The organism is Gilliamella sp. W8136, assembly GCF_016101285.1.
Taxonomy (GTDB): Bacteria; Pseudomonadota; Gammaproteobacteria; order Enterobacterales; family Orbaceae; genus Gilliamella; species Gilliamella apicola_N.
Genome location: NZ_JACFQU010000026.1, coordinates 13617 through 27348, shown reverse-complemented (window position 1 = coordinate 27348; position 13732 = coordinate 13617). Strand labels below are relative to the sequence as shown.

The 13732-nt window shown below is 32.3% G+C and carries 11 protein-coding genes; all 11 read left to right on the top strand.

All coding sequences use genetic code 11. From position 1 onward, the window contains the following. Positions 1-419, top strand: a 419-nt coding sequence (locus H3T96_RS14185; RefSeq protein WP_198248677.1) for a DUF2345 domain-containing protein, incomplete at its 5' end; no start/stop codon positions are given. After that, complete coding sequence (locus H3T96_RS14180; protein WP_144091481.1) at positions 391-1176, top strand: hypothetical protein; 786 nt, start codon at positions 391-393, stop codon at positions 1174-1176. The genes H3T96_RS14185 and H3T96_RS14180, both read left to right, overlap by 29 nt. Beyond that, a complete protein-coding gene (locus H3T96_RS14175; protein WP_144091482.1) occupies positions 1136-1735 on the top strand; it encodes a hypothetical protein in 600 nt (199 codons plus the stop codon). The genes H3T96_RS14180 and H3T96_RS14175 overlap by 41 nt, the downstream gene beginning before the upstream one ends. 305 nt (positions 1736-2040) lie before the next feature. After that, on the top strand, positions 2041-2640 hold the full coding sequence (locus tag H3T96_RS14170; protein ID WP_144091483.1) for a hypothetical protein: 600 nt from the start codon (positions 2041-2043) through the stop codon (positions 2638-2640). Positions 2641-2945: 305 nt separating this feature from the next. Continuing rightward, on the top strand, positions 2946-3548 hold the full coding sequence (locus H3T96_RS14165) for a hypothetical protein (protein WP_144091484.1): 603 nt from the start codon (positions 2946-2948) through the stop codon (positions 3546-3548). A gap of 142 nt (positions 3549-3690) precedes the next feature. After that, positions 3691-3894 (top strand): hypothetical protein, encoded by a 204-nt coding sequence (locus H3T96_RS14160; protein WP_144091485.1) that lies wholly within the window; start codon positions 3691-3693, stop codon positions 3892-3894. Between the two features lie 43 nt (positions 3895-3937). Beyond that, the gene (locus H3T96_RS14155; protein ID WP_144091486.1) at positions 3938-4453 is read left to right on the top strand and encodes a hypothetical protein; all 516 of its coding nucleotides are present in this window, start codon (positions 3938-3940) and stop codon (positions 4451-4453) included. 1052 nt (positions 4454-5505) lie between these two features. Next, positions 5506-8616, top strand: coding sequence for a type VI secretion system Vgr family protein (locus H3T96_RS14150; protein WP_186279215.1), 3111 nt, complete (start codon positions 5506-5508; stop codon positions 8614-8616). Between the two features lie 10 nt (positions 8617-8626). After that, entirely contained in the window at positions 8627-11083 is a 2457-nt protein-coding gene (locus H3T96_RS14145) for a phospholipase (protein ID WP_144091488.1), read from the top strand. A gap of 10 nt (positions 11084-11093) precedes the next feature. Continuing rightward, positions 11094-12161, top strand: a complete 1068-nt coding sequence (locus tag H3T96_RS14140) for a T6SS immunity protein Tli4 family protein (RefSeq protein ID WP_144091489.1) — start codon at positions 11094-11096, stop codon at positions 12159-12161. After that, positions 12158-13279, top strand: coding sequence for a T6SS immunity protein Tli4 family protein (locus tag H3T96_RS14135; protein ID WP_144091490.1), 1122 nt, complete (start codon positions 12158-12160; stop codon positions 13277-13279). The genes H3T96_RS14140 and H3T96_RS14135 overlap by 4 nt, the downstream gene beginning before the upstream one ends. The last annotated feature ends 453 nt before the right edge of the window (positions 13280-13732 follow it).

The window sequence follows — 13732 nt, the reverse complement described above, 5'->3', positions numbered from 1 at the left end:
AACTGAGAGTAAGCGCATGCGAAGATTTGACGTTAATGTGCGGAGGTTCATACATCAAACTCAGTAGCGCTGGGATTGAACTGGGCACGGCGGATAATGTGTATATAAAAAGTAATGCCATGCAAAAAATGGGGCCAGCAACGAAGGATATACTAAAAATTATCTTACCTAATATTTCTAATTATATCAGTGTAGGTCTAAAAAGTATGAAGTTTTTGTTGACTGATAATAATGGACAATTTATTGCAGATATGCCCTATAAAATATGGCATGGTGAAAGTGTTTATGCAACTGGAACAACAGATTCAAATGGTTATACAAGTACTGTTTATTCTGAAACAGAAATACCATTACATGTAGAAATAGATATAGATAGATTAGGAGAAAATAATGTCAGCAGCAGTGATGAATTGGATTAATAAGCAAAAAGAGCGGAGAACAACAACAACATCACAAGGAAATAATAATACCACTTCAATAGGGGTAACTATGACTGCTTATGTTAATAAAGTTGGTCAAGATGGTTATGTAACCATACTTATTGATGGTAGAGGAGAGAAAAAACATGGTCTCTATATGTATACCAAATTAACTTTACTAGGAATAAATAATAATGGTGATAGAGTAAGACTTAGGGTAGAAGATGGTGAATGGAAAGGTCTTATGGGTTCTATGATGATTAAGGGTGGCGCTGATACATACCTTGATCTAACGCCTCCTGATAATAAAATACCGACTATAAAATTAAAATACGGTAAATTTGTTAGTGGTTGGTATTCTATACCTAGAGACCAAAAACTAGATCAACAATTCGCTACCCTAACTGTAGGGAATATATCTGTACAAGTGACATTAAATTCAGATTGGACCCCTGGAAGTGGAAGAACACCATTACCTGTAGGAACTTATGAAATTGCAACTCCAGATGGTGGTCATCCACCCGAGCAGACTAATTTTTATACGGTTGGTGGAGTGCCAGTTAAAAATTATAAGATTTGGTTTCCTATTTTACCTAAGTCTTCAGAACGTTTTATTCATATTGGTCATTTATCTCATGGTTGCATATCGATTATTGATTATGATAAATATCCGCAAATACATGATTATTTAATTAAACATAGAGGAAAAGGAAAAAATGGAGATACTATTGTCGCACTTTTACAAGTTATTAAGTAAATTTATATTTATCTTTTTCTTTAATTGTGTTGTAAGTCAAGCCATAGCTAAAAATATTCATGATTGTGATTTGACTTGGATAGCAGATCATCCTATTAAAGAGTGTACGGATTTATATGAAAAGAAAATTTCATCGCTAACGGAAACACAAAAGCAATATTTTGAAGATGAGTTCAAAAAGATTTTAAATCATAAAGTATTAGGGGCTGTATCTGCAGACCTTGCTTATCTTTTTAAGGATTATCCAACTTCAACGGTCTTATTTACCAAATTACAAATAAATGAAAAAGTTGATAAGGCAAATAAAGATTATACTACAAAAGTGAGTTTTGGCGATCCTGTATTGTCGGTATATGAAAATTACGAATTTATTCTTCAACAATATAAAATTTTATCTCACATGTTAGAAAAGAAAGGAAAATTAGAAGCAGAAGAAAAAAACATGCTATCTATTAGTAAACAGCGCACCCAGTGCTTAGGTGATATTTTAGATGATTTAATTGATAATCCTGAAAAATCAGTTGATAGAAAATTTATTATAGATAAATGCTATCAATAGGAGGAATTAAGGAGATATCGGTACAAATTCAGATTGGGCCCTTGGAAGTGGAAGAACACCATTACCTGTAGGAACTTATGAAATTGCAACCCCAGATGGTGGTCATCCACCCGATCAGACTGATTTTTATAAGGTTGGTGGGGAACCTGTTAAAGATTATAAAATTTGGTTTCCTATTTTACCTAAGTCTTCAGAACGTTTTATTCATATTGGTCATTTATCTCATGGTTGTATAACGATTACTGATTATGATAAATATCCGCAAATACATGATTATTTAATTAAACATAGAGGAAAAGGAAAAAATGGACATAACATTGTCGCACTTTTACAAGTTATTAAATAAATTTTTATTTATATTCTTCTTAAATTGTATTGCAAGTCAAGCTATGGCTAAAAATATTCATGATTGTGATTTGACTTGGATAGCAGATCATCCTATTAAAGAGTGTACGGATTTATATGAAAAGAAAATTTCATCGCTAACGGTAACACAAAAGCAATATTTTGAAGATGAGTTTAAAAAAATTTTAAATCATAAAGTGTTATGGGTTGTATCTGAAAAACTTGCTTATCTTTTTAAGGATTATCCAACATCAATCGTTTTGTTTACCAAATTACAAATAGATGAAAAAGTTGATAAGGCAAATAAAGATGATACTACAAAAGTAAGTTTTGGCGATCCTGTATCGTGGGTATATGGAAATTACGAATTTATTCTTCAACAATATAAAATTTTATCTCACATGTTAGAAAAGAAAGGAAAATTAGAAACAGAAGAAAAAAACATGTTATCTATTAGTAAACAGCGCACCCAGTGCTTAGGTGATGTTTTAGATGATTTAAGTCAAAATTTTGAAAAATCAGTTGATAGAAAATTTATTATAGATAAATGCTATCAATAGGAGGAATTAAGGAGATATCGGTACAAATTCAGATTGACTCCTTGGAAGTCGAAGAACACCATTACCTGTAGGAACTTATGAAATTGCGACTCCAGATGGTTATCATAAACCCACGCAGACTGATTTTTATACGGTTGGTGGGGAACCTGTTAAAGATTATAAAATTTGGTTTCCTATTTTACCTAAGTCTTCAGAACGTTTTATACATGTTGGTCATTTATCTCATGGTTGCATATCGATTATTGATTATGAGAAATACCCGCAAATACATGATTATTTAATTAAACATAGAGGAAAAGGAAAAAATGGTCATAATATTGTCGCACTTTTACAAGTTATTAAGTAAATTTTTATTTATATTTTTCTTAAATTGTATTGCAAGTCAAGCTATTGCTAAAAATATTCATGAATGTGATTTGAATTTTATAACAGATCATCCTATTAAAGAGTGTACGGATTTATATGAAAAGAAAATTTCATCGTTAACGGTAATACAAAAGCAAAATTTTGAAGATAAGTTTAAAAAAATTTTAGATGATCATAAAGTGTTATGGGTTGTATATGAAGAACTTGCTTATCTTTTTAAGGATTATCCAACATCAACGGTCTTGTTTACCAAATTACAAATAAATGAAAAAGTTGATAAGGCAAATAAAGATGATACTAAGAAAGTGAATGCTGACGATCCTGTATCGAGCGAGTATGGAGATTTCCAATTTATTCTTCAACAATATAAAATTCTATCTTACATGTTAGAAAAGAAAGGAAAATTAGAAGCAGAAGAAAAAAACATGTTATCTATTAGTAAACAACGAATCCAGTGTTTAGGTGATATTTTAGACGATTTAAGTCACAATTTTGATAAATCAGTTGATAAGAAATTTATTATAGATAAATGCTATCAATAGGAAGAATTAAGGAGATATCGGTACAAATTCAGATTGGCCCCCTGGAAGTGGAAGAACACCATTACCTGTAGGAACTTATGAAATTGCAACCCCAGATGGTGGTCATCCACCCGATCAGACTGATTTTTATAAGGTTGGTGGGGTGCCAGTTAAAAATTATAACATTTGGTTTCCTATATTACCTAAGTCTTCAGAACGTTTTATTCATATTGGTCATTTATCTCATGGTTGTATAACGATTACTGATTATGATAAATATCCGGAAATACATGATTTTTTAATTAAACATAGAGGAATAGGAAAAAATGGAGATAATATTGTCGCAATTTTACAAGTTATTAAATAAATTTTTATTTATATTCTTCTTAAATTGTATTGCAAGTCAAGCTATGGCTAAAAATATTCATGATTGTGATTTGACTTGGATAGCAGATCATCCTATTAAAGAGTGTACGGATTTATATGAAAAGAAAATTTCATCGCTAACGGTAACACAAAAGCAATATTTTGAAGATGAGTTTAAAAAAATTTTAAATCATAAAGTGTTATGGGTTGTATCTGAAAAACTTTCTTATCTTTTTAAGGATTATCCAACATCAATCGTTTTGTTTACCAAATTACAAATAGATGAAAAAGTTGATAAGGCAAATAAAGATGATACTACAAAAGTAAGTTTTGGCGATCCTGTATCGTGGGTATATGGAAATTACGAATTTATTCTTCAACAATATAAAATTCTATCTCACATGTTAGAAAAGAAAGGAAAATTAGAAACAGAAGAAAAAAACATGTTATCTATTAGTAAACAGCGCACCCAGTGCTTAGGTGATGTTTTAGATGATTTAATTAATAATCCTGAAAAATCAGTTGATAGAAAATTTATTATAGATAAATGTTATCAATAGGAAAAATAAAATTGGGAAAATTAAGGAGATTTATTTAATATCTGATGTTCATATGTGCACAGATATTTTTTTAAAAAATATCATTACTTTCATTACATCAAAAACAGCATTATCAAGAGGATATTGAAAAAATAAAAAGGGTTACCCTTATTCTGAATTTTTTTATTCCTTTCAAATTGATCCTCGCCAAAATATTAGAACAATATTCACCTCTATAAGGTTGTTTAGGTAGTACGGTTTTTCATTTTGCATAGAAGTAGAGAGTAATAAAATGTTATGTGGTTTTGGCATTGTTCAAGAGTTAGAGTATAAGAGTGATACAAGAAGGACTATGGGGATATGATAAGAAAATTTATCGAGTCCATTTATAAAACATAGATTAAATTGTGTAAAGCTTGAATGCAGGTACTATAGAAAAGATAGTAATTATTCATAAACGTAATATACAGTACGCTTTTCATAACGAAATGGTATAGACTCCTGAATATTTTTTACAAAATTAATTTTAACTTATTAATATAATTAAATTATTTTGAATAACTTCAACTCAATTATTTAATCACACTAAAATCTTATTCATAGCCTTATCGGTAGTTCTAAAAAGCATATTTTTTGGGTAATTGTGCAGTCCATTATTTTTGTCAAAAAGTTTCAGGTTATAGCTATGTTTGAGTAAAAATGATTTTTTAGTTACAAATCTTAATAAAAATTCGGTGCAAAATACTCAATAAAAAATCTGCAAAATCCAAATTTTGTTAATCCTTGTTTGATCATGTTTAAGTAACAAATTTTTAATGATATTTTATTTTATTTATTAACAATATCAGTAAGTTATCTATCTAAATTAAATTTATAGAATTTTTAAAAAAATGTTGCAAATTACACAAAACAGTGTATTTTATGTTCTTTTTTAGATTATTTTTAAATCTAACTGATTTTAACACCATACTGACTATTGGCAATTTTTATAATAATTAACTGGTCAGATAATAATAAATATTCAATAAAACAAAGTTGTATTTGCAGTGCGCATGAAATATATAGAGGATAACATGAATAAAGGGTTAACTAATCTGGTGAATCAATTGGGTAATGGTTTAAGTCGGGGTTTAAAGCAAGGTTTAGTTAACGGAGTCGGTCATAATCGTTATACGTTAAATATTGATGGTTTATCTGCTGAGGTTTCAATCCTACAGGTTGAGGGTAATGAGCAACTTAATCAGCCTTGGCACTATACGATTACTTTCACCAGCTCGGATAAACAACTTTCTGTTGAGTCATTTCTTAACCAAAATGCCCGTTTGAGTTTTAATCCTGCTAATTCTAGCCGTTTAAGCGACTTTGCAACTCAAGGATTTAATGCACTTAATTCCTTAACTTCTTCTAATCCATTAGATGCATTAAAACAGTCTGAGCCATTAAAACAGTTAGATAAACTTAAACAATCCAATCCACTTGATTCGCTTAACTCTTTAACCCAGTTTAATCCGCTTAATCCGTTAAACTCACTATTATCTCAAGGCGGCTCACGCACTCTTTATGGTGTGGTAACCCAGTTCAGCCAATTATCAGTCAGTAACGATGAAGCCCGTTATCAGGTTGTCTTATCCTCGCAATTAGCCAAACTGGCATTAAGTCATAACTGTGCTATTTTTCAGAATCAAAGCGTTATCAGTGTGGTTGAAGAGGTCTTGCGTGGTCATGGTTATGCAGGAATTGATTATCGTTTAGTGCTTAAAGAGCAATACCCTGAACGCGAATTTATCACCCAGTGGCAAGAGAGTGACCTTGAGTTTATTCAAAGACTGCTTGCTGATGTGGGGGTCTATTTCCGATTTGAAACGCATGGTGAACACAACTGTGATGTGATGGTCATCAGTGATTATGAGCAAGGTTATCAGCAGGTGGCTGATATTGTGTACAAACAACCGAGCGGTACACTGGATAACGGCGTTGAAAGTGTCTGGGATATAACCTTACACAGTCAGATGGTGGAATCTTCGGTACAAGTACAGGATTATAACTACCGCGATGCGCAGGCGAATTTACTGGGTAATGTTAACAGCCAACAGAAAGATAACACCACTTATGGCACTGATTACCGTTATGATGAGCACTATAAAGGGTTAAATGGCAATGGTGACAGCAATAATGGAATTGATAGTGACACCAACAATAATAATGATGACGATGATGATGAAAATAGTGGTGATATCGATACCGACGACAGTAACGGCAATAATAACGATAATAGCAGTGATATTAGTACTCATTCTGGTAATGCGAGTAATGGTGTTGAAAGTGGTGAATGGTATGCCCGCATTCGTCATGAGCGAGCGATTAGCCGTCAAATTGTTATCCGGGGTAAAAGCAATCAGGCCAATTTAGCTCCGGGTCAACATATCCGCATCAAAGGCAGTGCGATTGCCGGAATTGATGAGGGGGTAATGATATTAACGGTGCAAGGACAGGGAAACCGCAGTGAGGCTTATGAACTGAGTTTTACTGCTATACCTTACCAGCCATTAAAACCTTACCGCCCGGAGCCGATTCCTTTTCCGACTATTGACGGCACTTTACCGGCACGGGTAACCAGTCCGAATAATGACACCTATGGTTATATTGATACACAAGGGCGCTATCGGGTTAAATTTAACTTTGATTTAAAAGAGTGGCGAAACGGGGAAGAGAGTTTATGGTTAAGACTGGCTAAACCGTATGCAGGCAGTACCTATGGTTTTCACTTTCCACTGATTGACGGCACAGAAGTTGCGGTAGCGTTTACTAACGGTAATCCGGACCGACCTTATATCGCGCATGCGATGCATGACAGTCAACACCCTGACCATGTGACCACCATAAACAAACACCGAAATGTAATTCGTACTCCTGATAACAACAAACTGCGGATGGATGATAAGCGCGGACAAGAGCACATCAAGTTAGCGACCGAATATGGTAAAACCCAGCTTAACATCGGGCATTTAGTTGACCAAAACAAAGAGCAGCGAGGTGAGGGATTTGAACTGCGCACCGATGAGTGGGGAGCGATTGCGGCCAATAAAGGTTTATACCTGACCAGTCAGACCGAGCCTAAGGCACAGGGTAAACAGCTTGATATGCAAGGTGCCATTACTCAGCTTGAAAATGCGTTATCAATTGCTAAAGCACTGCAAAATGCAGCAACTGCCTCTGAAGCTCATGGCGCGGACACCGACAGTCAGGAGCAACTTAAAGCGACATTAACCCAATTAGCCCAAAGTGGCATTATTGCTTATGCACAAGAGGGCATCGCTTTAACCAGTCCGGAAAACATCCAACTGTCAACATCGAATAGCGTTTCAATGACCAGTGAAAACCAAACTGACATTAATGCGTTAAAAAACATTACCGTCTCATCCGGTGAATCCATCGGTCTGTTTGCCCATAAATCGGGAATGAAAGTCTTTGCCAATCAGGGTGATGTTGAGGTGCAGGCGCAAAATGCCAACCTGAATATGGCCGCCAAACAAGATATTAAAATAGACAGTGTCGATGGAAAATTAACGGTCACCGCAAGTGAAGAGCTGAAGTTAATGTGTGGCGGTTCATACATCAAAATCAGCAGTGCAGGGATTGAACTGGGTACGGCTAATAATGTTTATATAAAAAGTAATGCATTGCAGAAAATGGGACCAGCATCACTGTTTTTACCAAATACAGATCTTCCATTAAGTGCAGTTGAAATTGCAAAAGACTTGCCATATCAATTAAATCTTAAAATAGCCGATATTCCTGGTAGTATGGGGATAAATTATCCTAATACCTCATGGAGAATTGTTTCAGCCAACAGTTCAGATGATGCCCTAATGACAGATGATATTCTTTGTGAAGGAAAAACCTCTCAAGCAGGTGAATTATTGTTAACGGCTGAAGAGTCAAAATTATTATTAGTCCAATATAATAAACGCCCTGGATATTTGTGGATCGTCAATAACAATATAGCTTATCAATTGCAATTTTCGAATCTAGAGGAAAGTAATAGTTTAAAAGCCAAGATTCAGGCTGCTCGAGCGATGGGTTATCATTTAAACACAATAAAAGAACAAAATCGTTTTTTAAAAGCTGTAGAAAATGATTCATTCATTAAGAAAAATCAGTTAGTTGATTCAATAAAAAAATAGTGGTACATAAATGAAGGAACACAATAAAACACAAGTTTTGCTTGATAAAAATAAAGAGCAGGAATACACATCAACCGTAACAGATGATATTTGGCTTTATGATATTAATGAGCAAAATAATAGAAATAATTTTGCAGAACCTATACATAACAACAGTGTAAAAAGTTATGTGCAATCTTATGAATATTTTCAAGATTTACTTACTGCTATTAGAAGTGCTGAAAAGGAGATCTATATTAGTGGTTGGCAAGTGAATTGGGATGCAATATTAGCTCCAAATTTTAGAGTTGTTGATATGTTACTTGAAGTGGCGGCCATAAAGAAAGATTTAAAAATTTTTATTTTACTTTGGGACGATTGTTTTCCACTAGAAACAAATGATGATGAGGCTAAAATAGTATTGAGAAATTATATTAATGAAAAAATAAAACGTCAAACCATAGCTGTGAGATTAGATAGTTCTCGTAATGATGAGCCTTTTTATAGTGCTGCAACTAAACAATTTTTTTCTCATCATCAAAAATTTGTCATTATCGATAGAAAAATAGCATTTGTTGGCGGTATAGATTTGGCTTATGGTCGTTACAGTCATGGTTATAAATTGGATCCCAATGCTGATGAACGAAAAGTGCGAAATCGTTATAATCCTTGCATAGAGCCGGTAGTTAAACCCAAAAAAGCAGAAACTTTGTCTTTTAAAATTAAAAGAAGAATATCATTAAGAGATAATGAAATATATCAGGGAGAAATTTTTGAAGGAAAACGTTATCAACAACTCCCCAAAAAAACACACACATTAGCTGATAATCAACCGATTATGCCATGGCAAGATATTCAAGTTAAAATTGAAGGAAAAGCAGTATTTGATCTGGTGACTAATTTTGTTTTACGATGGAATCAAGTCAATTTTATTAGTGGTGAAAACCTTAGTAAATATGACGATGCTACAGTTACTTTTGAATGTATTAAGCGTCCTTTAACCTTACCAACACAAGAAGAGTATGATGCTTTAGAAGATAAGGGAAATATAAGTGTTCAAATATTGAGAAGTGCTCCTAAAAAAATGCGTAAAAAAGAAAAGAGTAAAGTTTCTGTGTCTGATAGAAAAAAACTACAAAAAAATATTAAGGAAATTTTAGAAACTGTTTCTGAACCTCAAAGTGATATCTACCAAGTTATGATTAAATTAATTAAGAAAGCAAAACGGTATATCTATCTTGAAAATCAGTTTTTCGTTTCTGATTATGGTAGCCCTTTTGCAGGTTTAGGGCGATTATCAAAGGTGGCAAAAACAGAAAGTGGGATTAAACCTAATATTACAAGAATTTTATCTTTCAATGGGAAAGATTTACCTGAAAATCAAATTGTAAAAGAATTAAGTGATAAAGTTGCTCATGCTATTTTTGCTCTTCAACCTGAACCGTTTCACATTTATATTACCTTGCCTGTGCATCCGGAAGGAAAATTAAATGACGGAGCAACAATGGCCACCATTCACCATACTATGCAAACTATTTCATTTGGAAGTGATAGTTTACTTAATCGAATTCGAAAACATCTATGGGTTTATCAGCAACTGGTTAAAGATGAAGTGCCACGTAAAGAGTGGAGTAAAATACGTTCGGCTTATTACGATAAAATTGGCAATGATTATCAAACTATTCCACTAGAAGAGTGCGGTAAATATGTAACCTTGCTTAACTTACGTAGTTGGGCTCAACTAGGCGATCGTACCGTGACCGAGCAAATCTATGTGCATAGTAAACTTACTATAGTTGATGACCTTTATGTTTTAGTAGGAAGTGCCAATATTAATGATCGTAGTTTGTTAGGCGGACGAGATTCAGAACTAGCCGCATTAATTGTTGATAATGAAACAAAAATCGTAACTTGTCCTGAGCGAGGCATAAATATACCCGTTAGAACCTTTGCCTATCAATTGCGCAAACAAATTTGGCAAGGTTTATATGGTGAAGGTTTAGAGCAAGCTATTGAAGTACCTGAACTGGCAAGTAGTGTAAAAGCCATTCAATCAAGAGCTAAAACGAATGCTGATATTTATGAATCGGTTTTTCCATTTATAGTCAGGAATTATCTTTATACAAAAAATACAAACGCTAAAAGTGTTGAGCTAAATGATTATGCTTCAATTTGGCCAGCTTTAGATTATAAAAAATTAGAAAATTATGTTAAGGAAAAATACAATAAAACAATGGAGATGGCAAATGGAGACCCTAAACTTAAATCTGAAGTACGACAAAAGAAAAGAATGCTTGAAGACCAAACGATTAAGTATTATTTTGAAAAAGAATTAAAAATGCCATTTAATTCTATTTTTTGGCAAAACTACGATATTAATCAACACACTGAATTACAACAAATCAAAGGGTATATTACCCTGTTGCCCATTCACTGGACTGAAGGTGAAAACAATGCTATTCCTTACCATATCCGGTTAGTAACATAAGGATAACAATATGAAAAAAACTTTTTTATTAACAATTTGTATGGCTATAAGCAGTATTACGCAGGCAGATGATTTGTCGTTTAAAACCGAATGCATTGGATCTTATTCTATTGATCTACCTGATAATATTGAGGTTGCTCTTTATCCGGTTGAGCGTTATTTACAGCCAGGTTCAAAGTTTCCAAATTATTTTTTAGATGGCAAATGGGCTATTCTTTCTATTTTTGAATATAACAACAATAGAATATATATTACCGATGGTCATATTAACAAAAAAGGAATGAAAAAAGCTGTTGACAAATTAATCAATGATGCTGATGGTAGATTGAAAACTAATTTTCAATATAAAATTAATAATATTTACGAGAATGATAAATTAATTGGTTATTACAGCGATTTTGATAGCAATCTATCTTTTATAGCGCATGAGCGAATTTATACATTCTATTCAAATGAAAATCATCAAGGAGAGGAAAAAGATTTTGCATTTTACAAACAAAATGCCGAATCGATTATCAATAATTTTAGAACTCGAGAACTGTTTGAAGTGCCTAAAGAAGCGGGGAAATGTATACCCTATGGTTTTGTTGCTGGTAATGATAAAACGATGCCAATTAATATGACGGTCTCTTTTCGCTTAAATGAACACCCCGATATTGTAATTTCATTTTCAGAGAGTACTTGGTCATTTACTAATTCATTGAGTTTTACCAGCAAAGATGAAATCAATCTGTTTTGGAATACGAATTATGATATTAATAATGATAACATTAAAAATATCAAATTATTAGGGTTTCCCATTAAGTATCGAAATATTAAGATGGATGAACGAAAAGGATTAGCAAGCTTCGTGGAAATACGTTATAAAGATAAAGCTCCGTCTGATTACGGTTACTATAGTATTATCGAATATGATCCAGTAGTTAAACAAAGTTCAAAAAATTACCCATGGTTAATTATGTCAGTAATCGGCAAACAGAGCGAATCCAAAGGCAAAACTCCGCTGACGAAAGATGAGATATATGAACTTGCAAAAAAAATTGAAGCCTCAATTAAAAGAAGAGCAACAGAGCAATGATTGATCATTTAAAAGGATTAGGAAATTTGGCTTCTTTGAAATTAATTAGAAGTGATATAACAAGATTTATACTATTCACAACCTGTATGACTATTAGCAGTATTACCCAAGCTGCTGATTTAACATTAAAAACAGAATGCATTGGATCTTATTCTATTGATCTACCCGATAATCTTGAGGTTGCATTGTATCCTACCAATAAATATTTTGAACCAAAAACAAAATATCCAGCATATTTTTCTGATGGTAAATGGGCGATTTTATCAACTTTTAATTATAATGATAATGACTTATCTATTACAGCCAAATGGAAAAATGAAGAATGGATCAATATTAAACAAAAAATATATAACTCAAACAAGAATGTTAAAATTAATAATCCTAATATTTTAGTAGAATTATTTGAGCAAAATAATGGTTTTGGATATTATGCAGATAAAGCATCTAGAGTGTTATTTGTTGAAAATAATAGAATTTATTCATTTTATACTAATAAACGTTACCAAGGTAAGGAAAAAGATTTTGCATTTTACAAACAAAATGCCGAATCCATTATCAATAATTTTAGAACTCGAGAACTGTTTGAAGTGCCTAAAGAAGCGGGGAAATGTATACCCTATGGTTTTGTTGCTGGTAATGATAAAACGATGCCAATTAATATGACGGTCTCTTTCCGCTTAAATGAACATCCCGATATTGTAATTTCATTTTCAGAGAGTACTTGGTCATTTACTAATTCATTGAGTTTTACTAGCAAAGATGAAATCAATCTGTTTTGGAATACGAATTATGATATTAATAATGATAACATTAAAAATATCAAATTATTAGGGTTTCCCTTTAAGTATCGAGATATTAAGATGGATGGACGAAAAGGATTAGCAAGCTTCGTGGAAATACGTTATAAAGATAAAGCTCCGTCTGATTACGGTTACTATAGTATTGTCGAATATGATCCAGTAGTTAAACAGAGTTCAAAAAATTACCCATGGTTAATTATGTCAGTAATCGGCAAACAGAGCGAATCCAAAGGTAAAACTCCGCTGACGAAAGATGAGATATATGAACTAGCAAAAAAAATTGAAGCTTCAATTAAACGAAGAGCAACAGAGCCATGATGATTTAATTAATATTTAGGGTAATAGGAATTTATAAATAGAGATTTTTAAAGATTAAGTATTATTGGTAAATAGTATTTCAATTTACAAAAGCTGAATCCTTAAAACTATAAATTAGTTAGTGCATTATGATTAAAAATAGCTTATAAAGAAGAAGTTAGAATGTAAAAGTCGATATTAATTAGAATGTTAAATGAACTTTATAAAAAGTTTATATCAAAATTTTAAGTGAAAATTATATACCTAGTAAAACGACAGATTGAAAGTGTTATAACTTAAAGAATATAAAACGTTTTGAATTATTCAATTAAAAGTGTTGTGACAAAGGAATTTTTCAAAAAAGAGATTGTTATAATAAAAAAGATAACACTATTTATCTTAATGTAAGTAACAATGTTTATAAAAATACTCATTTAACAGCAAATTAAAAACCTTTATTGATATAAAAGATTC